Origin of the sequence: Streptomyces sp. NPDC100445 (assembly GCF_044759735.1) — a bacterium.
Taxonomy (GTDB): Bacteria; Actinomycetota; Actinomycetes; order Streptomycetales; family Streptomycetaceae; genus Streptomyces.
This window is the reverse complement of the sequence record NZ_JBIVZV010000002.1, coordinates 1-25,771: the sequence shown is the minus strand read 5'-3', so window position 1 is coordinate 25,771 and position 25,771 is coordinate 1. Positions and strand designations below refer to the sequence as shown.

General features: G+C 72.1%; 18 protein-coding genes, 1 tRNA gene and 3 pseudogenes. 11 read left to right on the top strand and 11 right to left on the bottom strand.

What is annotated here, in order from left to right:
• The first annotated feature begins 39 nt into the window (after positions 1–39).
• From ACIQVT_RS05510 to ACIQVT_RS05490, 5 genes are all read left to right on the top strand, one after another.
• Positions 40–1,320 (top strand): hypothetical protein, encoded by a 1,281-nt coding sequence (locus ACIQVT_RS05510; RefSeq protein WP_403748027.1) that lies wholly within the window; start codon positions 40–42, stop codon positions 1,318–1,320.
• Positions 1,317–3,974: a tetratricopeptide repeat protein gene (locus ACIQVT_RS05505; protein WP_403748024.1), complete on the top strand. Its 2,658-nt coding sequence runs from the start codon at positions 1,317–1,319 to the stop codon at positions 3,972–3,974. The genes ACIQVT_RS05510 and ACIQVT_RS05505 overlap by 4 nt, the downstream gene beginning before the upstream one ends.
• Before the next feature lie 3 nt (positions 3,975–3,977).
• Positions 3,978–5,312 (top strand): protein phosphatase 2C domain-containing protein, encoded by a 1,335-nt coding sequence (locus tag ACIQVT_RS05500; RefSeq protein ID WP_403748022.1) that lies wholly within the window; start codon positions 3,978–3,980, stop codon positions 5,310–5,312.
• 97 nt (positions 5,313–5,409) lie between these two features.
• Positions 5,410–6,756: a VWA domain-containing protein gene (locus ACIQVT_RS05495; RefSeq protein WP_403748020.1), complete on the top strand. Its 1,347-nt coding sequence runs from the start codon at positions 5,410–5,412 to the stop codon at positions 6,754–6,756.
• Positions 6,757–6,815: 59 nt separating this feature from the next.
• On the top strand, positions 6,816–8,390 hold the full coding sequence (locus ACIQVT_RS05490) for an FHA domain-containing protein (protein WP_403748017.1): 1,575 nt from the start codon (positions 6,816–6,818) through the stop codon (positions 8,388–8,390).
• 6 nt (positions 8,391–8,396) lie between these two features.
• Here the strand turns inward: ACIQVT_RS05490 and ACIQVT_RS05485 are convergent, their stop codons facing one another.
• Complete coding sequence (locus ACIQVT_RS05485) at positions 8,397–9,374, bottom strand: methyltransferase domain-containing protein (protein WP_403748015.1); 978 nt, start codon at positions 9,372–9,374, stop codon at positions 8,397–8,399.
• A 166-nt stretch (positions 9,375–9,540) separates the two neighbouring features.
• Here ACIQVT_RS05485 and ACIQVT_RS05480 point away from each other — a divergent pair, with 166 nt between their 5' ends.
• Positions 9,541–9,945, top strand: a complete 405-nt coding sequence (locus ACIQVT_RS05480) for a globin (RefSeq protein ID WP_403748012.1) — start codon at positions 9,541–9,543, stop codon at positions 9,943–9,945.
• Positions 9,946–9,989: 44 nt separating this feature from the next.
• On the opposite strand, the gene ACIQVT_RS05475 is transcribed toward ACIQVT_RS05480, so the two are convergent.
• Genes ACIQVT_RS05475 through ettA form a run of 3 tightly spaced genes read right to left on the bottom strand, consistent with a single transcriptional unit; the run spans position 9,990 to position 12,763 of the window.
• Positions 9,990–10,667 (bottom strand): hypothetical protein, encoded by a 678-nt coding sequence (locus ACIQVT_RS05475; protein ID WP_403748009.1) that lies wholly within the window; start codon positions 10,665–10,667, stop codon positions 9,990–9,992.
• The gene (locus ACIQVT_RS05470; RefSeq protein ID WP_403748006.1) at positions 10,664–11,092 is read right to left on the bottom strand and encodes an acyl-CoA thioesterase; all 429 of its coding nucleotides are present in this window, start codon (positions 11,090–11,092) and stop codon (positions 10,664–10,666) included. The genes ACIQVT_RS05475 and ACIQVT_RS05470 overlap by 4 nt, the downstream gene beginning before the upstream one ends.
• A gap of 6 nt (positions 11,093–11,098) precedes the next feature.
• A complete protein-coding gene (gene ettA / locus ACIQVT_RS05465; RefSeq protein WP_403748003.1) occupies positions 11,099–12,763 on the bottom strand; it encodes an energy-dependent translational throttle protein EttA in 1,665 nt (554 codons plus the stop codon).
• Between the two features lie 241 nt (positions 12,764–13,004).
• Here ettA and ACIQVT_RS05460 point away from each other — a divergent pair, with 241 nt between their 5' ends.
• Positions 13,005–13,490 carry an HAD domain-containing protein gene (locus tag ACIQVT_RS05460; protein WP_403748001.1) on the top strand — a complete coding sequence of 162 codons (486 nt, stop codon included), beginning with the start codon at positions 13,005–13,007 and terminating at the stop codon, positions 13,488–13,490.
• A 2,459-nt stretch (positions 13,491–15,949) separates the two neighbouring features.
• Positions 15,950–16,279, top strand: coding sequence for a hypothetical protein (locus ACIQVT_RS05455; protein ID WP_403747998.1), 330 nt, complete (start codon positions 15,950–15,952; stop codon positions 16,277–16,279).
• A gap of 354 nt (positions 16,280–16,633) precedes the next feature.
• Here ACIQVT_RS05455 and ACIQVT_RS05450 read toward each other — a convergent pair.
• Positions 16,634–16,855, bottom strand: a pseudogene (locus ACIQVT_RS05450) (integrase core domain-containing protein); the annotation flags it as partial.
• A gap of 47 nt (positions 16,856–16,902) precedes the next feature.
• Here ACIQVT_RS05450 and ACIQVT_RS05445 point away from each other — a divergent pair.
• A complete protein-coding gene (locus ACIQVT_RS05445; protein WP_403747996.1) occupies positions 16,903–17,382 on the top strand; it encodes a zinc-binding dehydrogenase in 480 nt (159 codons plus the stop codon).
• A 32-nt stretch (positions 17,383–17,414) separates the two neighbouring features.
• Positions 17,415–17,614, top strand: a pseudogene (locus ACIQVT_RS05440) (cellulose-binding protein); the annotation flags it as partial.
• Positions 17,615–17,630: 16 nt separating this feature from the next.
• Here ACIQVT_RS05440 and ACIQVT_RS05435 read toward each other — a convergent pair.
• The 4 genes from ACIQVT_RS05435 to ACIQVT_RS05420 all read right to left on the bottom strand — a co-directional run bounded on the left by ACIQVT_RS05435 (position 17,631) and on the right by ACIQVT_RS05420 (position 24,411).
• Positions 17,631–18,989: a TQXA domain-containing protein gene (locus tag ACIQVT_RS05435; RefSeq protein WP_403749668.1), complete on the bottom strand. Its 1,359-nt coding sequence runs from the start codon at positions 18,987–18,989 to the stop codon at positions 17,631–17,633.
• Positions 18,990–19,390: 401 nt separating this feature from the next.
• A complete protein-coding gene (locus ACIQVT_RS05430) occupies positions 19,391–19,870 on the bottom strand; it encodes a single-stranded DNA-binding protein (RefSeq protein WP_403747993.1) in 480 nt (159 codons plus the stop codon).
• 299 nt (positions 19,871–20,169) lie between these two features.
• Positions 20,170–22,800: a GTPase gene (locus ACIQVT_RS05425; RefSeq protein WP_403747991.1), complete on the bottom strand. Its 2,631-nt coding sequence runs from the start codon at positions 22,798–22,800 to the stop codon at positions 20,170–20,172.
• A 3-nt stretch (positions 22,801–22,803) separates the two neighbouring features.
• A complete protein-coding gene (locus tag ACIQVT_RS05420) occupies positions 22,804–24,411 on the bottom strand; it encodes a dynamin family protein (RefSeq protein ID WP_403747989.1) in 1,608 nt (535 codons plus the stop codon).
• Positions 24,412–24,733: 322 nt separating this feature from the next.
• Here ACIQVT_RS05420 and ACIQVT_RS05415 point away from each other — a divergent pair.
• A tRNA-Arg gene (locus tag ACIQVT_RS05415) sits at positions 24,734–24,806 on the top strand.
• Positions 24,807–24,950: 144 nt separating this feature from the next.
• Here the strand turns inward: ACIQVT_RS05415 and ACIQVT_RS05410 are convergent.
• Both ACIQVT_RS05410 and ACIQVT_RS05405 read right to left on the bottom strand, forming a co-directional pair.
• A complete protein-coding gene (locus ACIQVT_RS05410; protein ID WP_403747987.1) occupies positions 24,951–25,277 on the bottom strand; it encodes a hypothetical protein in 327 nt (108 codons plus the stop codon).
• 408 nt (positions 25,278–25,685) lie between these two features.
• Positions 25,686–25,771 (bottom strand): annotated as a pseudogene (locus ACIQVT_RS05405) (IS5/IS1182 family transposase); the annotation flags it as partial.

The following is a 25,771-nucleotide window of genomic DNA, read 5'->3' as shown; positions in this document are numbered from 1 at the left end:
CCGCACCCGACCGCAACACACAGCGACGAGAGGTGATCGATGGGCGTCACGGACCCCGCCGGGCCGGTGATGGACCGGGACGAGGTGGACCGTGCGCTGGCGCGGCTCGGCCAGGAGCACGAGGCGATCGAGACCTCGCTGCTGGCCCTCCAGGACCACGCGGGCCGCAGGCTCCTCGAAGGGGCCGCCCTGACCGGCGTCACCGCGGAGCGCTGGCAGGCCGCCGAGGCCCGGATCACCTCGCTGTGGGCATGCTTCGACGCGTACACGGCCGCGCTGCGCGGTGCCCGGCAGATCCGCGCCCGGCGGCGCTGGTCCAGCCGGGAGGATTTGGTGCAGCTGACCGGGCTGCTGCGCGGCGAGTCCGTGACCGTCCCCGACAGCGGCACCGGCCGGCTCAGCGAGACGTTCACGCTGCCGGCGCTGGTGGACCGGATGAACGAGCTGTACGCGACCAGCCTGGACGTGATCGTCGCCGCCGACGCGGTCTGGTCGGCGCTGCCCGCGCGGATCGACCTGCTCGCCGAGGAGCTCCAGCGCACCCGACGGCTCGCGCACTCCGTGGGCGTGCGCCCCGGCGAGCACCCGGCCGGCGACGACCTGGAGCGGATCACGCGCACGCTGACCCGGCTGCGCGAGGACGTCGTCTCGGACCCGCTCGCCTTCTGGGTGCCGGCCGCGGGCAGCTCCGCGCCCGGCGGCGGCCGTCCGGACACGACGGTGTACGACCGCGAGGCGCGCGCCCTGGAGGACGTACGCCGGGAGATCGACGCCGTGCTGACGGTGCGTCAGGACGCGGAGGCGCGGCTGATCCGACTGCGGGACGTCCTCTCGCGCGCGGACCGCACCCTCGCCGAGGCCCGGGCCGCGCGCGGCGAGGTGCTGGCGAAGATCGCCGCGACCGAGGTGCCGGTGGTCGGCGGTCCGCCGACCGCGCTCCACGAACAGCTGTCCACCGCGGCCGAGTACCGCCGGCAGGCCCGCTGGCACCGGCTCTCCCCGCTGCTGGAGGACCTGGAGCGCAAGGCCGAGGACGAACTGCTGCGCGCCCGCGAGTCGCTGACCGCGGTCACCGCGCCGCTCGCGGTCCGCGCCGAGCTGCGCGGCCGGCTCGACGCCTACCGGGCCAAGGTCGCCCGGCACGGACTCGCGGAGGACCCGCTGCTCGTCGAACGGTACGACGCGGCCCGGCGCATGCTGTGGAGCGCGCCCTGCGACCTGCGCGTGGCGGAACAGGCCGTCCTGCGCTACCAGCGGGCGGCGGCCGAGACGCTGGGCGGCGCGAGCGCGCCGCAGGACCGCGGAGGGGACACGTCATGAGCCAGCCGGGGCAGACCTGCCAGCGGCCGGACTGCGGGGGAGCGTACGAGGACGTCGGCGGCGGCGAACTGTACTGCGACACCTGCGGTCTCGCGCCCGTCGTCTCCGCGACCGGATCGGTCGGCTCGCCGCCCACCGGGGTCACCCGGGGCTCCGCGCAGAGCGCCGGGTCCGGCAGCGCGCGGACGTCCTCCCAGTCGTCGAGGTCCCGGCGCTCGGTGTCCGGGCGGCTCTCCCGGTCCCTGTCGGGCGCGTCCTCCGGCCGTTCGGTGTCGGTGCGCAGCTCCGGCGCGTCGTCCGGCCCGTCCACCCGCGGGCGCCTCGGCGCCGGACTGGTCGCCGTGCCGCAGGTGCCGCGGCCGGACCCGCGCGCGATGGTGCTGGACAACCCGGAGGTGCCGGAGCGCAAGCGGTTCTGCTCCCGCTCCGACTGCGGGGCGCCGGTGGGCCGGTCCCGGGGCGAGCGGCCGGGCCGCACGGAGGGCTTCTGCACCAAGTGCGGGCACCCGTACTCCTTCGTGCCCAAGCTGCGGGCCGGGGACATCGTGCACGGCCAGTACGAGGTCGCCGGCTGCCTCGCGCACGGCGGGCTCGGCTGGGTCTACCTCGCCGTGGACCGGGCCGTCTCCGACCGCTGGGTGGTGCTCAAGGGCCTGCTGGACACCGGGGACCAGGACGCGATGGCGGCGGCCATCTCCGAACGGCGCTTCCTCGCGGAGATCGAGCACGCCAACATCGTGCGGATCTACAACTTCGTGGAGCACCTGGACCAGCGCACCGGCTCCCTCGACGGCTACATCGTCATGGAGTACGTCGGCGGCAAGTCCCTGAAGGAGATCGCCAACGCCCGCCGCTCCCCCGACGGCCGGCGCGACCCGCTGCCGGTGGAGCAGGCGTGCGCGTACGGCATCGAGGCGCTGGAGGCGCTCGGCCACCTGCACAGCCGCAACCTGCTGTACTGCGACTTCAAGGTCGACAACGCCATCCAGACCGAGGACCAGCTCAAGCTGATCGACATGGGCGCGGTGCGCAGGATGGACGACGACGAGTCGGCCATCTACGGCACGGTCGGCTACCAGGCGCCCGAGGTCGCGGAGACCGGCCCGTCGGTGGCCAGCGACCTGTACACGGTGGGCCGCACGCTGGCCGTGCTGACCTTCGACTTCCAGGGCTACACCAACGTCTACGCGGACCGGCTGCCCGACCCGGACGACATCGAGGTCTTCCACCGGTACGAGTCGTTCTACCGGCTCCTGGTCCGCGCCACCGACCCCGACCCGGCCCGCCGGTTCGCCTCCGCGCAGGAGATGGCCGAGCAGCTGACGGGCGTGCTGCGGGAGGTCGTGGCGCTCCAGAGCGGACAGGCCCGGCCCGCGCTGTCGACGCTCTTCGGCCCCGAGGTGAAGGTCACCGACACCGAGCTGTTCCCGCGGCTGCGCGGGGAGGTGTCCCGGCTGGGGGCCCGCCCGGTGCACGGCCGCAGGCGGAGGACCGCCCGCGGGACACCGCCGGCGGCGGCGGGTCCGGCGGCGGTCCCCGCGCCGGGCCCCGCCGGGACGGCCATCGCGGCACCGGGCCCCGCCGGACCGGCCATCGCGGCACCGGGCCCCGCCGGGACGGTCACCGTGGCAGGGGTGCCCGGCACGCCGGTCGTTCCGGCGTCGGCTGCCGCCGGGCCGGCTCCGGGCGGGACGGCCCCCGTGGCGCCGGCCCTGGTCGGCGCCGTGGACGCCCGCGCCGCCGCCCTGGCCCTGCCGGTCCCGCTGGTCGACCCCGGCGACCCCGACGCCGGCTTCCTCGCCGGCCTGATGGCCTCCGCGCCGGCCGAGCTGATCGCCGCCCTGGACGCCGCCCCCGCCCGGTCGGTGGAGACCCGGCTGCGGCGCATCCGCGCCCTGCTGGAGAGTGGAGACGACCGGGCCGCCCTCGCGGGCCTGGCCGAGCTGGACGAGGAACGGCCCGACGACTGGCGGGTGGTGTGGCACCGGGGCGTCGCCGCCCTGGCCACCGGCGATCTCCCGGACGCCGCCCCCGCCTTCGACGCGGTCTACGACGCCTTTCCCGGCGAGGCCGCGCCCAAGCTGGCGCTCGGCCTGTGCGCCGAGGTGCTGGGCCAGCTGGACAACGCGGCCGAGTACTACCGCCTGGTGTGGACGACCGACCCGAGCTACGTGAGCGCCGCGTTCGGCCTGGCCCGGGTGCGGCTCGCGGCCGGTGACCGGCGCGGTGCCGTGACCACCCTGGAATCGGTCCCGGAGTCGTCCATCCACTACACGGCCGCCCGGGCCGCCGCCGTCCGGGCACGCCTGAGACAGCGCACCGCGGGTACCGGTGACGTACCGTTCCTGGATGACCTGACGGCCGCCGCCGGGCAGGTCGAGGCGCTCCAGGTGTACGGTCTGGACCCGGCCAGGCGCGAGCAGTTGGCGGCCGAGGTACTCGGCTGCGCCCTGGACTGGATACTCTCCGGGGGCCAGGACCCCGGCCCCGCCGCCGGCGGCCGGGTGCTGCTGGGCAGCGGTCTGGACGAGCGGGGCCTGCGCTTCGGCCTGGAGCGCGCCCACCGCACGCTGGCCCGGCTGGCGCCCAGTGGCGAGGAAAGGATCGAGCTGGTGGAACGGGCCAACCGTTACCGCCCCCGGACGTGGGTGTAGTCGATGTCGCAGATGCCCCAGCAGGCCGCACTGCCGAAGTGCCCGAGCTGCGCGGAGCCCGTCGAACCGGGTGACCGGTACTGCGGGGCGTGCGGGTACGACCTCTCGGTGGTGCCCGCTCCCCCGCGGGACCAGCCGACCCTCACCATGACCGGTACCGGCGCGCCCGGTGACGGCGTGGACTGGCCGGCCCCCGAACCGCCGGACTCCGCCGGCACCCCGCCCGGCACGCACCTGCCGGCCGACCTGCCCGGCACCGACTCCGGCGGCACCCCGCTGTCCGGGCACGGCTCCGGCGCCGGGCCGGCCGGTGACGCCGAGCGCTCCCCGGGCCCCGGGGTGCGCCTCGACCGGCCCGCGGAGCCCGACGAGTACCCGCTCCAGGCGCCGGACCCGCGGCTGCCGGCCGGCCCCGGCACCCCGGGGGCGGTGTGCGTGGCCTGCCGGACGGGCCGGGTGGACGGCGACGGCTACTGCGAGAACTGCGGTCACGCCCAGCCCCGCGAACGCGACCACGTGGAACGGGAGTCCGGGCCGGTCGCCGCCGTCAGCGACCGCGGGCTGCGCCACCACCGCAACGAGGACGCCTTCGCCGTCGGCCACACCACGCTGCCGGACGGCACCCCGGCCGCGCTGGCGGTCGTCTGCGACGGCGTGTCGTCCGCGACCCGCCCCGACGACGCGTCCCTGGCCGCCTCTCGGGCCGCCGGTGACCTGCTGCTCACCGCGCTGGAGCGCGGCACCCACCCGCAGCAGGCGATGCACGACGCGATCGTCGCCGCCGCGCAGGCGGTCGACGCGCTCGCCGAGGAGCCCGCCACGGCCCGCGAGCAGGCCCCGCACCAGAACGCGCCGGCCTGCACGATCGTCGGCGCGGTGGTCACCTCCGGGCTGCTGGTCGTCGGCTGGATCGGCGACAGCCGCGCCTACTGGGTGCCCTCCGACCGCGCCGCGCCGCCGGCCCGGCTGACCGAGGACGACTCCTGGGCCGCGCAGATGGTCGCGGCCGGCCTGATGAGCGAGGCCGAGGCCTACGCCGACCAGCGGGCCCACGCCATCACCGGCTGGCTCGGCGCGGACGCCTACGAACTCGACCCGCACACCGCGTCGTTCAAACCGGACCGGCCCGGCACCGTGGTGGTGTGCACCGACGGACTGTGGAACTACGCCGAGTCCGCGGAGGAGTTGTCCGAGGTCGTCCCGGCGGACGCGGCACTGCGTCCGCTGCACAGCGCCCAGGTGCTGGTCGGTCACGCCCTGGACGGCGGGGGCCACGACAACGTAACAGTGGCCGTGCTGCCGTTCCCGGCGCCGCGTCAGGGGGCAGGATCGGCCTGAGGCCGGAACGGGGAGGTCTCGGCGGACCGGAGGGGACCGGTCCGCCCAGGTGTGCCGCCTCGCGTCCGCGAGGTGTCCGAGGGGGATGTGAACCAGCATGGCCAGTTTCGCGAAACCGCACGCGCCGCGGTTCTCGGTGGACGTCTACCAGAACGAGTACCTGCACGAGGGCGGCAGCGAGGTCAACGCCGTCGTCACGGTGACGGCGACCGGCGGGGGCACCGCCGGCACCGCACCCGGCGCCGCACTCGGCGCCGCGCCGGGCCGGGGCCCGTCCGCAGCGGTGGCCGTCATGGTCGACTGCTCGGGCTCCATGGACCACCCGCCGGCCAAGATGCGCAACGCGCAGGACGCCACAGCCGCCGCGATCGACACCCTGCGCGACGGCACGCACTTCGCGGTGATCGGCGGCACCCACGTCGCCGAGGAGGTCTATCCGGGCGGCGGACGCCTCGCCGTCGCCGACGCCGTCACCCGCGACCAGGCCAAGCAGGCACTGCGCCGGCTGATCGCGGGCGGCGGTACGGCCATCGGCACCTGGCTGCGGCTCGCCGACCGGCTGCTGTCCTCGGCGGACGTCACCATCCGGCACGGCATCCTGCTCACCGACGGCCGCAACGAGCACGAGACCCCGGACGCCCTGCGCGCCACGCTGGAGGCGTGCGCCGGACGGTTCACCTGCGACGCCCGGGGCGTGGGCACCGACTGGGAAGTGAAAGAGGTCACAGGGATCGCCTCCGCGCTGCTCGGCACCGCCGACATCGTCGCCGACCCGGCCGGCCTCGCCGCCGACTTCACGCGGATGATGGAGACGGTGATGGGCAAGGAGGTCGCCGACGTCGCCCTGCGGGTGTGGACACCGGTCGGCACGACCATCCGGTTCGTCAAGCAAGTCGCCCCCGCCGTGGAGGACTTGACCGGACGCCGCACCGAGGCCGGGCCGCGCGCCGGGGACTACCCCACCGGGTCCTGGGGCGACGAGTCCCGCGACTACCACGTGTGCGTGACGGTCCCGCCGGCCGGGATCGGGCAGGAGATGCTCGCCGCACGGGTCTCCCTGGTCGTCCCACAACCGGACGGAACGGTACAGAACCTCGGCGCGCAAGGGCTCGTACGGGCCGTGTGGACCACCGACACGGCGGCCTCCACCTCGATGAACCCCCAAGTCGCCCACTACACCGGGCAGGCCGAACTGGCCCAGGTCATCCAGAAGGGCCTCGACCTTCGCAAAGCGGGCGATTTCGACGGAGCAACGGCCAAACTGGGGCGCGCGGTTCAGCTCGCGAGTGCCTCGGGGAACGCGGATACTGCGAAACTGCTTGCGAAGGTGGTGGACGTGGTCGATGCCGCGACGGGTACTGTGCGGTTGAAGACGAGGGTCGCGGAGGCGGACGAGATGACTCTGGAGACCCGGTCCACGAAGACTGTCCGTGTGAAGAAGTAGCTCCTGGAAGCGACTGCCAGCGATCCAGACGGACCCTCAGGAGAAGGGGAAGCACCGACATGCCGACCTGCCCGAACGGACACCAGTCGGGTTCCGACGACTGGTGCGAGGTCTGCGGTCACCGCATGGCCGGTGCCGTACCCCCGCCCCCGCCGCCCGCCGGCGGCTACGGCTTCCCGCCGCCCGCCGGCCCGGCCGGTCCCGGCGGCCGCACCGGCGCCGGACGCCCGCACGCCGGGCCCGCCGCCGAGCCGGAGCTGTGCCCGCAGTGCCGCACGCCCCGTGAGGGCGGCGCGCCGTTCTGCGAGGAGTGCCGCTGGAACTTCCTGACCAACACGGCCACCTCGTACACCCCGGCCGCCCCGCGCTCGCCCTCGCCGCAGCCCCGGTTCCAGCCGCCGAGCCCGACGTACGGCGGCGACGACGGGTTCGACTACCAGGGCTCCCGGCCCTCGCAGATCAACCGGCCCGCCGAACCGATCCCGTCCTTCACCAGCGAGCCGTCGGGTCCCACGCCGTTCGCCGGCGAGCGGCGCCCCGCCGGTCCGCCGACCGGCCCCGGCCCCGCCGGCGCGCCCCCCTTCGCCCCCGGCGGCCAGCGCCGGCCCGGCTCCCCGCCGCCCTTCCCGGGCACCCCGGACCAGTCCGGCCGATCCCCCTTCCCGAGCACGCCGGACCAGTCCGGCCGACCTCCGTTCAGCGGTTCCCCGGACCAGTCCGGCCGACCTCCCTTCGGCGGCCCCCGGGGCCAGGGGCCCCAGGGCCAGGGTCAGGGTCAGGGGCCCGGCGGAGGACCGTCCGGGTTCGGTGGCGGTCAGGATCGGGGTCAGGGTCCCGGTGGCGGGCCGTCCGGGTTCGGCGGCGGTCAGCACCACGGTCACGGCCAAGGACAGGGCCAGGGACAGGGGCCCGGTGGCCCCTCAGGGTTCGGCGGTGGTCAGGGTCAGGGGCAGGGTCCCCAGGGCCCCGGCCCCGGTGCCGCCCCGCAGGCGTACCAGCAGGCCGGCGCCCCCGCGCCGCCCGCCTTCCCGCGCGAGGGCGGCCGGACCCGGACCGGTGACGACGACTGGACGTTGCCCCCGCCGTCGACCCCCGGACCGTCCGGCCCCGGCCAGGGCCCCGGCGGCTACGGCTACCCGCAGCCCGGCGCCACCCAGGCCCCGTCCGGCCCCGGCGGCTTCCCGCAGGCACCCCAGGCACCGCACCAGCCGCAGCAGCAGCACCAGCCGGCCACCTGGACGGCGACCATAGGCCCGGACCGCGAGTACTTCATGGCGATGATGCAGCGCTCCGGTCCCGAGGCCGCGGGCCTGAACCTGCCCGCGTACTCGCCGGAGCAGCGCCGCACGCTCACCGGCAACCAGGTCACCATCGGTCGCCGTCGGCACTCCACCGGCGACACCCCCGACATCGACCTGTCGGTGCCGCCGGAGGACCCGGGCGTCTCCCACCAGCACGCCATGCTGGTGCAGCAGCCGGACGGCAGCTGGGCGGTCGTCGACCAGAACTCGACGAACGGCACCACGGTCAACATGTCGGAGGAGCCGATCCAGCCGTTCGTGCCGGTGCCGCTCCAGGACGGCGACCGGGTGCACGTGGGCGCCTGGACGTCGATCACAGTCCACCGCGGCTGAGGACGGTCACGGCAGGGGCCACAGGTACGGCCCCTCCGGTTCGTCCAGCCACGCCCAGGCACGCCCGTCGGCGACCGTGACGCCGTACCGTCCGCGCTCGGGCCGGCCCTCGCGCTCCCACAGCGCGTAGGCCTCGCGCGGGTCGAGGCTGTTCCGGGTCAGCCCGAGCAGGAAGCGGAACAGGTCCTCCGTACGGGCCCGGCCCGGCAGCCCCGCCAGGGACACCCCATCCGGGTCCGCCCGCCCCTCGCCGCGCAGCGGTACGAAGTACGCGGCCGTGGACAGGAAGCGGCCCTCGGCGTGGCCCGGGTCGCGCACCGTGAGGGCCAGCAGTCCGGTGGCCAGCGGGGTGAGGACGCGGGCGCCGGGACGGCACTGGGCGAGCCAGGGGCGCGGGACGGTCGGCAGCTCGCAGGTGGCGATGATCCGGTCGAAGGGGGCGCGTTCGGGCACCCCGCGCGCGCCGTCGCCGGTCACCACCGACGGGTGGAAGCCCGCCGCCGCGAGGTGCTGCCGGGCCGACTCGGTGATCTCCGGCTCCAGGTCGACGGTGGTGAGCAGGGCGTCGTCGCCGAGCCGATAGGCGAGCAGGGCCGCGTTGTAGCCGGTGCCGGCGCCCACCTCCAGCACCCGGTCGCCGTCCTCGACGCGCAGCGCGACCAGCATCTGCGCCATGAGCGAGGGCTGGCTGCTGGAGGAGAGCAGCTCGCCGTCGCGCAGCCGGGTGACGAGCGGGGCGTCCGCGTAGGCGCCGCGCACCCAGCGCCGCCTGGCCTGCCGGTCGCCGCCCTCGCCCCAGCGGCGCTCGTAACCACCGGGCCCGGCGACGTAGTAGTACGGCACGAAGAGGTGCCGCGGCACCCGCGCGAACGCCTCCCGCCACACCGGGTCCCCGGCCCAGGCCCCGTCCGCGTCGATCTCCCGCACCAGCGCGGCCCGCGCCTCGGCGGCGAGGCTCTCGGTCTCCGTGTCGTAGGCGCCCATGTCTCCACAGTAGGGGCGCGGAGGGCGGGGCCGGTCCTGGTCTTGGCCGGCGGGTCACCGGGTCTGAGACGATGGACGGGTACGGCAATCCCGGGGGCGGTCCCCGGACCGCCCCGGCCGAACGGGCGCAGGGGCGGACCGGCACACAGATGTGAGGCAATCGAACGTGACCGAGATTCGGCACGGCTCGCTCCAGGAGCAGACCTTCTACGAGCAGGTCGGCGGCGAGGACACCTTCCGCCGGCTCGTCCACCGGTTCTACGAGGGAGTCGCCGGGGACCCGGTCCTGCGGCCGATGTACCCGGAGGAGGACCTCGGGCCGGCCGAGGAGCGGCTGGTCCTGTTCTTGATGCAGTACTGGGGCGGCCCCACGACGTACAGCGCGAACCGCGGCCACCCCCGGCTGCGGATGCGGCACGCCCCGTTCACCGTGGACCGGGCCGCGCACGACGCCTGGCTGCGGCACATGCGGACGGCCGTCGACGAGCTGGGCCTGTCCGAGGAGCACGAGCGGACGCTGTGGAACTACCTGACGTACGCCGCCGCGTCGATGGTGAATACCCCCGACTGATCCCTGCCCACCGGTGTGACCCGGGTGACGGGGACCCGCGCGGCTCAGCTGACGCTGAGCCCGAAGGTCTCCCGCCCGGTCCGCCGGACGGCGACGGACCCGTACGGGGTGCGCAGCCGCAGCCACGTCCCCGACGAGAGCAGCCCGATCTCCCCGGGCCCGGTCCCCGGCCGCAGGAAGCCCAGGGACTGGGCCGCGTGCACGGCCCGCACCGGCAGCCGGGTGCCGTCGATCAACCGGGACCAGATGTCCCGCCCGATCCGGTCCAGCTCCGCGCGGGTACGCCCCTGCGGCCCCAGCTCCTCCGTACGCGACCGGAACTCGGCCACCGCGGCGGCGACCGCGGCGCGCAGCGCGTCCGGTGCGGGCAGTCCCGGCTCGGGACGCCAGCCGGCCCGCGGCGGCAGCACACCCGCCCACGGCGGTCCCGTGACGGCGCCCGGGACGGTGGCGGTGGCCGCCCGCTCGTCCACGGACTCCAGGAACTCACCGGCGGACACGGTCACGTCGAGGGCGACGTCGAGCCCGTGCTCGTACGGCTTGGCCAGCCGCACCGCGCGGACCGCCAGCACCTCGAAGGACGGCGGCCGGCCGAAGACGGCGAGCGCCGTGCCGGCCGCTTGGAGACGCACCGCCGCCCCACGGTCGTAGTGGAGCAGCCGGGAGAGGAAGGCCGCGAGGTCCGCGGCCTCCGTCTCGTCGGCCAGGTGCAGCACCGTCATGCGGCGACGGCCTCCCCCTCGGCCTTGGCGCCCTCGGGCGCGTCCATGTACTCCCGGAGGAACTCACGCTCCTCCGCGGTGATCCGCCGCGGACGCTGGCCCTCGAAGTCGAACGGCACGATGACCGTCGAGGCCCGCACGTACACCAGGTCCCCGTCCTTCACCTCGTAGGCGAGGGTGAAGGACGCGGCCCTGATCTCCGTGATCCACAGCTCGATGACGACCGGCTCGTGCCGGTGGACGAGCTGCCGTTTGTAGTCGATCTCGTGGCGCGCCACCACGGACCCCTGCTTGAAGTCCTTGTCCGGGCGGAACAGGAAGTCGATGCGCGCCTCCTCCAGGTAGCGGAGGAAGACCACGTTGTTGACGTGGCCATACGCGTCCATGTCCGCCCAGCGCAGCGGGCAGCGGTAGATGTGGCGCAAGACCGATCAGCCCCGGGTCAGCTTCTTGTAGGTGGCACGGTGCGGACGGGCGGCGTCGGCGCCGAGCCGCTCGACCTTGTTCTTCTCGTACGACTCGAAGTTGCCCTCGAACCAGAACCACTTGGACTCGCCCTCGTAGGCGAGGATGTGCGTGGCGACCCGGTCCAGGAACCACCGGTCGTGGGAGACGACCACGGCGCAGCCGGGGAACTCCAGCAGCGCGTTCTCCAGACTGGAGAGCGTCTCGACGTCCAGGTCGTTGGTCGGCTCGTCGAGGAGCAGCAGGTTGCCGCCCTGCTTGAGGGTGAGCGCGAGGTTCAGCCGGTTGCGTTCACCGCCGGAGAGCACCCCGGCCGGCTTCTGCTGGTCCGGCCCCTTGAACCCGAAGGCGGAGACGTACGCGCGCGACGGCATCTCGACCTGGCCGACGTTGATGTAGTCCAGCTCGTCGGAGACGACGGCCCACAGCGTCTTCTTGGGGTCGATGTTGGCGCGGCTCTGGTCGACGTAGGAGATCTTGACGGTGTCGCCGACCTTGATGGAGCCGGAGTCCGGCTCCTCGAAGCCCTGGATCATCTTGAACAGGGTCGTCTTGCCGGCGCCGTTCGGTCCGATGACCCCGACGATGCCGTTGCGCGGCAGCGTGAAGGAGAGGTCGTCGATGAGGACCTTGTCACCGAAGGCCTTGCTGAGGTTGTTCACCTCGACGACGACGTTGCCCAGGCGGGGACCCGGCGGGATCTGGATCTCCTCGAAGTCCAGCTTCCGCATCTTGTCGGCCTCGGCGGCCATCTCCTCGTACCGGGCCAGACGCGCCTTGGACTTGGCCTGCCGTCCCTTGGCGTTGGAGCGGACCCACTCCAGCTCGTCCTTGAGGCGCTTCTGCCGCTTGGCGTCCTTCTGCCCCTCGACCTTCAGACGGGTGGCCTTGGTCTCCAGGTACTTGGAGTAGTTGCCCTCGTAACCGTGCAGGCGACCGCGGTCCACCTCGCAGATCCACCCGGCGACGTTGTCCAGGAAGTACCGGTCGTGGGTCACGGCGACCACGGTGCCCGGGTACTTGGCCAGGTGCTGCTCCAGCCAGTTCACCGACTCGGCGTCGAGGTGGTTGGTGGGCTCGTCGAGGAGCAGCAGGTCGGGCGCCTCCAGCAGCAGCTTGCAGAGCGCGACGCGGCGCTTCTCACCACCGGAGAGGTTCTCCACCTGCCAGTCGCCGGGCGGGCAGCCCAGCGCGTCCATGGCCTGCTCGAGCTGGGCGTCGAGGTCCCAGGCGTTGGCGTGGTCCAGCTCCTCCTGGAGCTTGCCCATCTCGTCGAGCAGCGCGTCCGAGTAGTCGGTCGCCATCAGCTCGGCGATCTCGTTGAACCGGTCCAGCTTGCCCTTGACCTCGGCGACACCCTCCTGGACGTTCTCCAGAACGGTCTTCTCCTCGTTCAGCGGAGGCTCCTGGAGCAGGATGCCCACGGTGTAGCCGGGCGACAGGAACGCGTCACCGTTCGACGGCTGCTCGAGGCCCGCCATGATCTTCAGCACGGTCGACTTGCCGGCGCCGTTCGGACCGACGACGCCGATCTTCGCCCCCGGCAGGAAGCTCAGGGTGACGTCGTCGAGGATCACCTTGTCGCCGTGCGCTTTGCGCGCCTTGCGCATGGTGTAAATGAACTCAGCCAAGAGAAACCGTCCGGCAGCTTGAAACTGGCAGTGGGCAGATACACCCCATCTTGCCTGACCGCCAGCCTTGGGTGGTAACCCGTCGGCTCCGGGGGCTCTGACCTGGGGTCCCGGTGGGGCTGGCTATAGCTCGTCTGTCACTGTCGGGTCGCTGTTGAGTGGCCTCGGGCACCCTCGCACGTCCCAGGGGCGGCCCAGAAGCAGAGTCCGCGCCGCCATCGCGCCGGGCTATCGTGCCGCTGTGTCCAGCGCAGCGGAGCGCCCCATCCTCTTCCTAGACGTCGACGGCCCACTCATCCCGTTCGGGGCGTCGTACGGCTCCTCGATGTCTGTCGAGCAGGGGAACCCGCTGCTTGATCGGCTTGATCCCGGAGTCGGATCGCGCCTCCTGACCCTGGGCTGCCATATCGTGTGGGCCACGACGTGGATGGAGGATGCGAACGAGGCCGTCGCTCCACGCCTGGGACTGCCGAAGCTGCCCGTGGTGGAGTGGCCGGACGCCAGCGCCGATGACGGACCTCGCGGCCTGCACTGGAAGACTCGCCCCTTGGTCGAGTGGGCCGACGGTCGACCGTTCATCTGGGTCGACGACGAAATCAGCGCCATGGACCGCTCGTGGGTCGATGCCCAACATCCTGGGCCGTCCCTGCTTCATCGCGTCGACCCGGCTCAAGGACTCACAGACGCCGACTTCTCGGCGCTCGGCGATTGGCTGACACGCCTGTGACACGAACCTCAGCCGCCCCCAGCGCCCTCAGCCACGCTGCTCGACGACGTCCGTCAGAGCAGCCGCGCGGCGGCTGAAGCGTGGCAGTGTGGCATTCGGCGATGACCTCTTCGTCCCCGAAGCAACTTGGGCGGGGGTGCCGCCTTGGACTACTGCGCGTCTCAGCTGCGTTGATGGTCCACAGAGATTCGCGCTCGTCCGCCGGTGTGCGTCGGCGTTGTCACGCAGTTAGACACTCACCCCCGCGGCTCCGGCTCACTTCTTGCGGCGCTTGCTCGCCCTCTTCTTCAGCTCGGCTTGGCCGCGCTTCGTCCAGTCACCTTGGTGAAGGCGGCAGCGCGATGTGCCCTTCACTGTCTTGTTCTGACAGCGGCCGCCGGCCGCCGTTGGCCAACCGCACTTCCCTTGCTTCCACTCCCTCACCGTCCACCCCCGGTAGCCGAGCTCACCTGTTGTCGGCAACCAGCGTGCGTGACCGTGCAGACGTAGGGGAGGGCGCATGGTAGGCGGCACGGTGGGGCCCCACGCGCACGCGGTCAGTACACCCAGCGCATCTCCTCGATGTGCACGCTTTCCAAGTCTGTCGGTGGGGCCGTGAGCGTCGTACGAGGCCGTTCACCTGGGTCCATACGCGGTCGGCCGTCTAAGCGGCTGCCGCCTCCGGTCTCGTGACCGGCCGCGAACGGCACCGAATGAGCCGGAAACTGAGACGGACGGTGGAGCCGGGCTCGCTAGCATCATTGCTGTCGGAGGAGGTGTCATGGCGCTGGCCCGCAAAGGGTCACGACGGATCGTTGTCGACGGTACGGCTTACCGCTGGCGGCTGCGAGGCAGGCCGACGTACTCCCGGGCACTGGCTTGGTCGCCCTGCACGTTCGCGGTCGAGCATGCGGAGAACCCGGGCAGGACGCTCGTAGTCACTACCGACCAGCCGCATCCGAGCAACTGGGTTGGCCGTGAGGCTGAGCCTGTACTGCCGTCCGGTGTCGCTGCGGCTGTTCGGCTTGCCCTGCGCAAGGGGTGGACTCCCACGGCTCCGGGCTCTGTGTTCTACCTCGACCAGTCCACCGGCTTCTCATCATCGCCCTGAACGGTGCCCGGAAAAACGCGGGGCCTGTACCTCAGCCGACGACAGTTCACCACGATGGCGGGTCCACCGACCGATCAGGCGCGCGTGTGCCTCGCTGCACCCCCACCGGCCTCAGCCACGCAGCGATTGCCAATCAGAGAAGCCGCGGCGGCCGGCCCGTAATCACACGACCTGAGCCATCAGCTTGGGAAGCTTGAGTCTTTTCCGGGTGGCTGCTGGGCTGACCTGCGGTGGAGCGACTACGGGGCCTGACTGACCGACCGACCTGGTCCCCACCGTTCCCCGCGGTTCCCCGCACGATCTGGCACGGGCGCCTACGCGTCACCACACCGTGGCCCGGCGCTTAGAAGATGCGGGCACGCCCCAGAGGCGTGGCCCAGCACATCCGTGCCACTTCCGCGACAAGCTGCCGGGTGCTGGCGTCGTCCGCGCTCGTTGCCGTCAGCGTTGCCGTCATCGCCGTCGGCGTTCCTGGTGTTTCTGGTGATCTTGCTTGAGTCAGGCCCGTTGCTCAGGAAGACCAACCACGGCAACACCCAGCACCGCACCGGCGAAGTCCAACCCGGCACCCACCCGACGAGACAGCGGACTCTCCGCGTGCTTTGGCACAGAAAAAGCCGCACCACAAAGATGAAGAGTCCCGCCGACGAGGACTTATGAACGATCGAGGTTACTGCAACTATACCGGGCATTCTACAGAAGATGGATAACTGAGCGTATCGATTCCACTCCGGACCGTGAGCATAATCACGCAGAAATTCCTTGCCACTACAACTCTCAGAAGGAGAGCATAAATAAGCTCACAGAAGTCATACAGAAGCATCCGGCACCGAAAAGGGGAAACGTGCGCGCTACGCATTTCCGAAAGTCCACCGCGACGTTCATCGCGGCAGCAGGAGCCGCTATCCTGCTCACCGCACCTACGCCCGCGAACGCATCCGCCAAGATGCCCTCAGCATCCACAGCGAGCGCGTCAGACCCCTGCAAGTCGCAGCACTACTCAAAGGTCGCCTACACCTTCTGGATCGGCCCAGGAAAGATGCCCTTACGCTGCGGAACGAAAACTTGGGGCTACAAGCACATAGTTGAGCGCGGACGCTGAGCACCAGCTTCAAGAACAAGATCAGCGACACACTCTTCAACGGCTACGAGAGGACACCAGGGGTGTACTACCGGTACAAGGTGGGCACCGGCTGCTCCCCGAAGCCGCCGAGGAAAAACTTCAAAGTGGTCGTCAACAAGGGCTCCCTTGGAGGGATGCCGGGCGGCCTGACACCTCAGGGAATCATTACGGCCACGGTAGAGTACACAACCCCGGCCGTAGCTGCAGCTTCAGCGAGCGCAGAGGCGAAGTGCTGAGAGGATCTATATGGCCACCCCAGACCAAGTAAGGGAAGCACTCACTCAAAAGCTTTCAGGACTGCAGAGCGAGGGAGGCGGAACCTCTCTTGAAGTCCTTGAAGTGAAGGTGTCATCCGTCTTCCCTGAATTGCTTCTCAAAATCCAGGTCAGCGTCTCAGGTCAGCTCTGGGAAGTCTCACTTGACTACCAAGGCCATGAAGCAAGTCTGGTGAGCGGAGACCTCTCCGAAGAGTCCCTGGATTACCTCGGGTTCCTTGTGCGCACTCACCTGTTCGAGTGGTGGCACACGAAGGACACAGAGAGGTTTTCAGCGCGCATGGGGAAGAGACTGAACTGAGACGCCATTCCGCTTTCCGAATGTAATCGTTTGGTTCGATTTGGGTGGGCATGAACTCCGACTGGCGGCAGGAGAGATGGGCGTGGTTCGTCCGCTCGTGTCGCTCGTGGAGGTTGCTGGTGCCGTCGGTGCTCGGTCTGCTGGAAGCCCCGAGAAATAGGTCCGGCAAGAGATTCGCGGCTTCGGGAGGAGCCGAGCGGGTGCAGGCCGCGCTCGGCGACCACGCGTGTAGCACGGCGTCTGAAGCGCCGAAGGGCCCGCCTAGGAGGAAACCTCTCCTGAGCTGGCCCTTCTCGCTGTGCCGCCGGCAGGATTCGAACTGCGACATCCGCTCCAGGAGAGCGGTGCGGTGATCTAGGTGTATTGACCCGCAGGGTTGTTGACGCGGGTGATGGGTGGCTGGCCGCCGAGTGCGGTGTGGCAGCGGTGGTGGTTGTAGGTGTGCAGGAAGTCTGCCAGGGCTGCGGTGCGTTCGGTGTTGCTGGTGTAGGGCCGCAGATAGGCCCATTCGTCGAGCAGGGTGCGGTTGAAGCGTTCGACCTTGCCGTTGGTCTGCGGCCGGTAGGCGCGGTTCCTCGCTCGGCCAAGCCGCCGTCAACCTCGCGGTCGACCACGGCGCGACCGTGCTCGCCACGACTCGGGATCCGCGGCGAGCGCCACTGCTGAAGGAGCTCGGGGCCGCCGACGTGCTCATCGACGACGGCGCGCTCGCCGACCAGGTCTCGGAACGGGGGATCAGCGTCGACGCGGTGTTCGACGTCGTCGGCAACAGCACCCTGCGTGACTCGCTGGCCCTGGTCCGGCCACGCGGCCAGGTCTGCCAGCTCGGCTTCCTGGGCGGATTCGAGCCTGTGCGGGACTTCGACCCGATCGCCGATCTCCCCAGTGGAGTCCGACTCAGCTTCTTCGGCAGCGCCTTCGTCCTGGGCACCCCCGCGTTCCCGCTCACCGACGTACCGTTGAACGAGATCTACGCCAAGGTCGACCTCGGTGTCCTCCGGGGCCGTCCCACCCGGGTCTTCCGGTTCGACGAGATCGTGGAAGCCCACCGGGCCATGGAGGCCGGAGAAGCCCTCGGCAAGATGGTCGTCACCCTGGGCTGACCCCCAGCCCCTCCGTCAGACGAGGGACCTGCGGCCGCGCGCTCCGGGTCGGCGGCCGGAACGGGGCCGTGCGGCGGAACCGGGAGAGCGACTGCGCCACGCTGCCCGTGCGGAGCCCGGCCGGGGTCGCGCTGAGCAGGCCGCCGCCCACGGGGAACCCGCAGTGCCTGCGGTGCGCGGTCGAGAACCCAGTGCCCGCCTCGACACCCGGCTCGGTGACGAACAGATCCCCGATCCGTGCGGCGCCGTCACGCGTCGGGGGACGTCTCCTTCCGGCGCAGCACCACCAGCACGGCGCCGCCTATCACCACGAAGCCGATGGCCACGCCCGCGATCAGCGGGGTGATCGCCGAGCCGCCCGTCGCGGCCAGGTCGGTGGTGTCCGCGGTGACGGCGCCCACCGTGGCGGGGCTGGGCTCGCTGCGCAGCTGGGTCGTCTCCGTGGTGACCGCCCCCTGGGTGCGGCAGTCCAGGACCCCGGTGAAGCGGTGGCTGAAGCCATGGGGGCCGGTGACCGTGAAGTCATAGGCCTGGTCCTCCTGGAGCGGGACGGTCACGGTGCGGGAGGAGCCCGCCGGGATGGTGTGCTCGGCGCCCATCAGCTCGAAGGTGAACGGCTGGTCGCCCTTGTCGGCGACGCTGATGTCCAGGCCGCGCCCGGCGCAGTTCTTGTGGGCGGAGATCGCCGGTATGGCGCCCTCGGCGGCCCAGGTGGCGGTCACGGCCGCCGCCACCGTGGACTCGCTGGAGCCCGCCAGGATCTGGGTCTGGCTGCGGCTCTCGGAGGCGAAGGCGCGGCCCACCGGCACAGTGGTCGACGCCAGCACGGTCAGCTCGGCCGTGCCGTCCGCCGCGTCCTCGGGCACGTCGAAGTAGAGCCGGCTGCCGTCCTTCGCGGAGGTGACCACCTTGCCGGTCTTGTCGGTGATCCTCACCCCGTCGGCGGCGGCGGTCGCCGGCGGGCTCACCGTGACGGCGCCCGCGTTCGTGTGCACGGTCACCGGTCCGAGCAGGCCGCCGGGCCTGCCGGAGACCGCGGGCGGGTCCACGGTCAGCGACGCCTGCGGTTCGGCGCTGTCGCGGGCGCTCCTCTCCAGGTAGTCGGCGAGCTTCTCGGCCCGCGGGTCGACGGCGTCGACCTTGGCGCCGTCCGAGTAGCGCCAGATGGCCACCTGGGTGCCGGCTGCCGCGTCCTGCTCGGTCAGTCCTCTCGTGCCGGCCCGCCGGGCGAGCGCGGCGAGGTCGTTGACCTGGGGGTAGGAGTGCTGGAGTATCCAACGGATTCGGCCGGCGCCCCTGTTGGTGCCCAGCGACGTACCGCTCCAGGACGTCTCCTGGTAAGGGGCGTCACGCTGGGTCGGGTTGTGGAGGTCGACGCAGTACGTCTGCAAGGTGCCGCCGCCGTCCACGGACATCTCGAACAGGCCCGCCGACACCCGCTGGTCACCGCCCGTCCCGTGGATCACGGCCTCGCCGTACGTCTTGAGGCCGTTGATCGTCGCGGTGGCGCCGCCCTGTCTCTGCGGGGTCCCCTCGGCCATGGCCGTACCGGCGCCGGACAGCACGCCGGCTGCCGCGAGACCGGACACCGTGGTGGCGGCGGCCAGGCGGGCCGCCCCGGTGGACCGGCAGAACCCAGAGAGCGCAGCAAGCACAGAATTCCCCTTCGAGCAGGACCCGTTGGACGTGGGGGACGGTCCCACCAGCAGAATCGGCAGCCCCTAGGGGCACGCCCGGCATCCTATGGATCAGGCGGAGCCCGGCCCGCCGGTCGGATCATCCGAAGGCCGATCCGATCTGGAATCGTTATCGCCAGGACCGTTGATGAGCTGGCCATATCGATAAATCAACCGGTTCGTACGGGGAGTCGGGGCAGCGTCCACCGTGCGCGTCGCCTGAGTCGGCGCTCCACGGAACGGCGCGCCCGGCCGGGTCGCCGCCGCCCTCCCGGCGCCCCCGGTCGACACCGCCCCGACGCCCGGTCGGGCCGTCCGCGCGTGACCTGTCCTCATGTCACCGTCGCGACCGCCTCCTTCGGTCGTCGTGCGCTCTCGTCCTCCTGGGCGACGGCGGGCCGGGGTGTCTCCCAATCGGGTTCCGGCCGGTTCGCCGTCGGAGGCGCCTCCGGTTTGGCCGCGCGGTGGAAGAGCGCCGTACCGCGGGACAGGTCGTGGCCGATCGCCACCGCGTCGATGTCGGCCGACGTCCACTGCTGCTGTCCTTCGCGCTGCTCCGTGCGCACCTTCAACCGGCCCTGCACGACGACGGGCTGGCCCACCTCCACGCACGCGGCCACGTTGACCGCCAGCTGCCGATTGGCCCACACGGTGAAGAAGTTGGTGTGGCCGTCCGCCCACGCGTTCTTCTCCCGGTCCCAGTAGCGCGCGGTCACCGCCAGCCGGAACCGCGCCGACGGCCCCGCCGCCAGTTCGCGGTACGCCGGCTGGGTCGCCACGTTGCCCACCACGCACACGATGGTCTCGTTCATTTCCTCGTTCCCCTCCCTCGCCCGTCCCCTTCCGGCCGGGCGGGCACGCGTACGGGCCCGTCCCGTACGGCTGCGTCTGCCGTGCCGGCGCGTACGACTGCCGTACGCGCCCGCACCTCCCGCCGACCGCCCGTACGTCCCGCGTGTCTTCGCCGGACCCGCCGTGCGATCGCCGTGACCTCAGACTGCCTCCGCCGGGCCGGGCCCGCCGAGCGCTGTGGACGACCATCCACCTGTGGAGAACCGCGCCACCCACACGGGTGGCCATCCCCTTGTTCCGTGCTTCCCCCCTGCCCCGCTCACCCCACCGCGGCGCCACTCCGCGCGACCCTGCCGTACTGCTCACGCACCTCCCGGTACCGCAGCAGCTCCGACGCCAGCGGGTCCAGCACCCGGGCCCGGCCGCAGCTCGCCGCCGCTTCCCGCAGCCGGCGTTCCGCTTCCTGGCCGTAGCGTCGCGCGGGGCCGCGGGCCGCCATCCGGCACGCCCACTCCACCAGCGGCCCGCCGACGATCCCGCACACCATCAACAGCACCGGCACACCGAGGTTCGGCGCCATCACGCCCGCGATCTGACCCACCAGCCACAGGCCTCCCACCACCTGGAGCAAGGTCATCGACGCCTGGACCAGCACGGCCATCGGCCACCAACCCGGCCGCGGCGGCCGGCCCGGCGGGAGCCCGGCCCGCGCCGCCAGCTCGTCCAGCGCCTCGGACAGTCCCTGGGAACCACGCACGGCCGCCTCGCGCACCGCCTGCGCCCACGGCGTGGGCAACCCGGCAGAGGCGCGCTCGGAGACCGTACGGACCGCCTGTTCCACCCGCTGGCGGGCCGTGGCCTCCTCGTCCGCCTGGGAGCGCACCGTGATGCGGCCCGTCGTGGATTCGCCGCGACCGTGGTACCAGCGCCACAGCCGCAGCCACGGCGTGCCGCACGCACGGTTGGCGTTGCGCAGCCAGGCGCGTTCGGCGGCCTCGCCCGCCGCCGTGGCGCCCACCGCGTCCGCGAGCCGCGCGGCGAACTCCTCGCGTGCCTCCTCGGTCAGGCCGACCCGCCGTCCGGTGGCGTAGACGGGCCGCAGTTCGGCCGCGGCGGCGTCCAGGTCGGCCGCCACCCGGCGGGCCGCCGCCCCGCGCTCGGCCACGAACTCGCCGAGCGACTCGCGCAGATCACCGACGCCCTCACCGGTGAGAGCGGACAGTGCGAGGACCGTGGCGCCCGGTTCGCCGTACTCGCCGAGCGCGATGCCGTCCTCGTCCAGCAGGCGCCGCAGGTCGTCCAAGACCTGGTCGGCGGCGTCCCCGGGCAGCCGGTCGACCTGGTTGAGGACGATGAACATGACCTCCGCGTGGCCCGCCATGGGCCGCAGGTAGCGTTCGTGGAGGATGGCGTCGGCGTACTTCTCGGGATCGACGACCCAGATCACCGCGTCCACCAGCCGCAGGATCCTGTCCACCTGTTCCCGGTGCTGTACGGCCGCGGAGTCGTGGTCGGGGAGGTCGATCAGGACCAGGCCGCGCAGCTGCGCCTCGCTGTCCTGGCTGTGCAGCGGCCTGCGGCGCAGCCGGCCGGGGATGCCGAGCCGGTCGATGAGTCCTGCCGCGCCGTCGCTCCAGCTGCACGCGATGGGCGCGGCGGTGGTGGGGCGCCGTACGCCGGTCTCCGAGATCGGCACCCCCGCGAGGGCGTTGAACAGCTGGGACTTGCCGCTGCCGGTGGCCCCGGCGAGGGCGACGACGGTGTGCCGACCGGACAGCTTGCGGCGGGCCGCGGCCTCGTCCAGGACCCGCCCCGCCTCGGCGAGGGTGTGGCTGTCCAGACGGGTACGGGACAGCCCGACGAGCTCGCGCAGGGCGTCCAGCCGGGAGCGCAGCGGGCCGTCGTAGGCCAGCGGGGCCGGGATGTGGGCGGCCGGCGCGCGGTGCACGGGCTCGATCGCGCAGGCGCGCTCAGCGGCGAGGGCGGCTGCGTTGGCCTCGGTGACGCGCCGGGCGATGAGCCCGTCGTCCCATGCCTCCTGGGATTCCGCATCGGCTGCGGTGGCCGCTCCGGCGCCGGTGCCGGTTTTCGCTTTGGCCTTCGTGTCCGCGTTCGCCTTCGGCTCCGCCGTGATCCTCGGCTCCGGCTCCGGCTTCGGTTCCGCTTTCGTCTCGGGCTTCGTCTCCGGCCTGCTCCTGGTGTGCGCGCCGGGGTCGCGGTCCGTGCCGCGGGGGTCGTTGCCGGTGCCGGTGCCGGTGCCGGTGGCCGGCTTGGCCTCCGCCGTGGGGCGGGACTTCGACGGGTGGAGGTGCGGACGGGGAACGGCGGCGATCTCGGCGGCCCGGGTTTCGCGCACGGGCCGCTCACGGTCGGGGGTCTCGCGATCCGGGGTCTCGCGGTCGGGGGTCTCGCGGTCGGCGTCGTCGCCCGTCACACGCGCGTGCGGCTCACGGAGGGTCTCCTTGCCCGTGTCCTTGCCCTTGCCGTCGTCCTCCGCGTCACTGTGGCCGTGCCCCTGGCTGTCATCGGGACCGTGACCGTGATCGTGGGTGTCACCGTGGGCGTGACCGTGGCTGTGACCCTGGCCCTCGTCGTCACCGTCATGGTCCGCGGTCTCCCCCGTCCCGTCGGTGTCCTGGCTCGCGGCGTCCCTGAGGGCGCTCACGACGGCGGGCCGGGGACCGGGTCCGACGGGGCGCTGGTCACCGCCGGGGCCGTCGTCGCCACGGCTCCCCTCCGCACGGCTCGCCTGTCCCCTCACGGTGCTCATCTGGGCGTGTCCCTTCGCGGGGCCGTCGGCGCGCGCGGTGGTCGTGGCGTTCTCCGTGGGGGCCGTACCGGCCCGACCGCTGCGCTCCGGGGACCGGGTTCCGCCACCGTCGCTGCCGTGATCGGGGCGGCTCATGCGGTCGGTGTGTTCGGTGTGGTCCTGGTCAGTGACGGCGGTCACCGGTCACCTCTCCTTCTGAAGTAGCGACAGCGCGGCGATGAGGTCGGCCTGGTGCTCGGGGTGGACGTCCAGGGCGTCGAGCGGGGCGAGGCGCCGCTCCCGTTCCGCGTGCACGACCCGGTCGACGTGCTCGACGAGCAGCCGGCCGGCGCGGTCCCGCAGCCGCAGCGCGCCATGGGCGCCGAGCCGTTCGGCGAGTCCCTCTCCCGCGGTGCGCGCCCGGCGCCCGCCCAGCACCGCGGTGGCGACCAGGGCGGCGACGCCCTCCGAGTCCGGCACGCCGGTGCGGTCCAGGTCCCGTACCTCGTCCTCGGCGTACTCCTCCAACTCGCGCCGCCAGCGCCGTACCGCCAGGCCGATACGGTGCTCGGCGCTCTCCAGGGACACGTCGCGGCCGGTGAGGCCGGGGGCGGCCGCGGCCGGTTCGCGCCGCCAGGCGTCGTCGACGCGTTCGTCCGCGGCGGTGACGGCGCAGAGCAGCAGGGCCGCGAGGCTCTCCACGAGGGCGTCGAGGAGTTCCCCGGCGGTGCAGTCCAGCGGGTAGGCGCGCCAGCGTTTGAGAGCGTCTCCGGCGAGTACGGCACCGGTCTGGAGGCGGCCGCGTACCCGGTCGTGCTCGCGGTCGTACGCGGTCTCCACGGCGGAGGTGAGCCGGAGGGCCGCGGCGTACTGGGCGGCGGCGGCACTGGCCAGTTCGGGCATGCGGGCTTTGAGCGAGTCGAGGACGCCGTAGGCGGTACGGGCCATGACGTGCTGCCGGGCGGTGGCGTCCTGCGCGTGCTGGGTGAGCCAGCTCTTCAGGGGCGCGACGGCGGTGGCGGGCAACAGGCCGGCGCCCCAGGCCGACTCGGGCAGCTCCGGCACGGTGAAGCGGGGTACGTGACCGAGGCCGGCCTTGGTGAGCAGGGCGCCGTACTGCCGGGACACCTCGGAGACGACCTGGTGGGGCACCCGGTCCAGGACGGTGACGAGCGCGGCGTCGTACTCCTTGGCGGTGCGCAGCAGGTGCCAGGGGACGGCGTCGGCGTAGCGGGCGGCCGTCGTGACCATGATCCAGATGTCGGCCGCGCAGATCAGTTCGGCGGCGAGGACCCGGTGGTCGGCGAGCAGGGAGTCGATGTCGGGGGCGTCGAGGAGGGCGAGCCCGCGGGGCAGCGAGTCGGCGGACTCCACGCGCAGTACGCGTCCGGGATCCTCACCGGGTGGCATGAATTCGTCGCCGGGGTCCTGGTGGGGCACCCACACGCGCGTCAGGTCGGGGAGCACGCGCATGCCGCTGAACCAGTGATGGTCCTCAGGATGGCAGACCAGCACCGGCGTCCGGGTGGTCGGCCGCAGCACGCCGGCCTCGCTCACCCGCCGCCCGACGAGTGAGTTGACGAGCGTCGACTTCCCCGCGCCCGTGGAGCCGCCGACGACGGCGAGCAGCGGCGCCTCGGGCTCCCGGAGCCGGGGTACGAGGTAGTCGTCGAGCTGCGCGAGGAGTTCGTCGCGGTTGGCACGCGCGCGTGGGGCCCCGGCCAGGGGCAGCGGAAAGCGTGCGGCGGCGACACGGTCGCGCAGAGCGGAGAGTGTGTCGAGCAGCTGAGGCCGTACGTCCAAGGTCACCACATGTGAAGAATGCCCAATTTTGAGGGAATTCTGAAGCATATAGACATGTCTGCGTGCCGACGGGACAGATCGGACGGAGGGGACGACTGGGACACAGGCACAGCCGAGGCATAACGAGTACACAACACCCGGTGGCGCGGAGTGCCAAAAACGGTGCACGATTCGTACCTGCCTGCGATTATCAGGACCGCTTCACCGAACCTCCACATCGAGCCACGGAGGGGAAGCGACAGGGTCGAGGAACCGGGAGCCCTATCCTTGACCCCGGCACCGTCACGGAACCGCCCCCACCAGGGCACCGGTCACGGGGCCACCCCACCCGGCCCCCGTAGCTCAGTGGATAGAGCAGGCGCCTTCTAAGCGCTTGGCCGCAGGTTCGAGTCCTGCCGGGGGCGCACACACCCTCTCCCTGCGGAAACGCGTGAGGGGTTCTTTGATGTCCGGATGTACATCGCCGTGAGACCAAGCGCCTCGACTGTCCACGATCGTGAATACATACCCCGACATCGGGGTTGCAGTTCGCGCCGACGGACGCCTGGCTACCGGTCCTCGTCCGGTACCTGGGCAGCTGCACGTGGGTCCATGAGGTTGGACCACGCCTGTTCGGCCGGGAGCAGGTCCCGCTCAGGCAGGGCGTACTCCGGATACCAACCCTCAGCCTCGCAGCCGGGGACATTGCGCAGGATCAGCACGGTCAGGTTCGGCGGAATGGAGCCGGTGATCCGGACGGCGAGGTAGGTCTCCTGGCCGTCGTCCGCCCGCACCTGGAGGCCAAGGGTGAAGGTGTCGAACTCGCGTGTGTGCTCACGGCCGTCGCGCAGCGTGGCGTGCGCCAGGTACCGCAGAGTCGCCCGCAGGCGGCGCACGAAGCGGACACCGGCCTCGGCGCGGTACCGGACGTGGTCCTCGCGCGCGGGCAGGAGGTGAGCGGTGTGTGTCGCGGTCTTCAGGCCGTCGGAATATTCCGCGTTGTAGCGAGCCCGGGCGGCGCGGCCGTCGGCCTCAAGAGCTGCACAGAAGTCATCGCCCGAGCCGTCCTCGCGCCGACCCGCTGCGACCAGCCACGACAGATCGGCGTCCAGCTCAGGAGCGTCACGGACGCCGGCGAGTCCAGCGGCACAGTGCCCGTCGGTCGCCGGCGACCGCGGTCGCCCGACCGTGAGGCGGCGAAGTGACGAGCATGGGCCACCTCTTCCGAGAGGCCGGGAAAGACACGGCTCCACTGGGCAGGCATGGGCGGACTCCCCAGGTCGCGCCTTCTCCACTGAGCTTCTTCAGCGTTGCCGCTCTAGGGTGAGGACGGCTTTGGCGATTGACGTCATGCGGTTGGGGCTGCATCGGGATCTGCGGAAGATCTGCC

What these genes read in the sequence shown, in the direction of transcription:
- ACIQVT_RS05510 (WP_403748027.1), top strand. Translation starts at nt 40, where the DNA reads ATGGGCGTCACGGACCCCGCCGGGCCGGTGATGGACCGGGACGAGGTG.
- ACIQVT_RS05505 (WP_403748024.1), top strand. Translation starts at nt 1,317, where the DNA reads ATGAGCCAGCCGGGGCAGACCTGCCAGCGGCCGGACTGCGGGGGAGCG.
- ACIQVT_RS05500 (WP_403748022.1), top strand. Translation starts at nt 3,978, where the DNA reads ATGTCGCAGATGCCCCAGCAGGCCGCACTGCCGAAGTGCCCGAGCTGC.
- ACIQVT_RS05495 (WP_403748020.1), top strand. Translation starts at nt 5,410, where the DNA reads ATGGCCAGTTTCGCGAAACCGCACGCGCCGCGGTTCTCGGTGGACGTC.
- ACIQVT_RS05490 (WP_403748017.1), top strand. Translation starts at nt 6,816, where the DNA reads ATGCCGACCTGCCCGAACGGACACCAGTCGGGTTCCGACGACTGGTGC.
- ACIQVT_RS05485 (WP_403748015.1), bottom strand. Translation starts at nt 9,374, where the DNA reads ATGGGCGCCTACGACACGGAGACCGAGAGCCTCGCCGCCGAGGCGCGG.
- ACIQVT_RS05475 (WP_403748009.1), bottom strand. Translation starts at nt 10,667, where the DNA reads ATGACGGTGCTGCACCTGGCCGACGAGACGGAGGCCGCGGACCTCGCG.
- ACIQVT_RS05455 (WP_403747998.1), top strand. Translation starts at nt 15,950, where the DNA reads ATGGCCACCCCAGACCAAGTAAGGGAAGCACTCACTCAAAAGCTTTCA.
- ACIQVT_RS05430 (WP_403747993.1), bottom strand. Translation starts at nt 19,870, where the DNA reads ATGAACGAGACCATCGTGTGCGTGGTGGGCAACGTGGCGACCCAGCCG.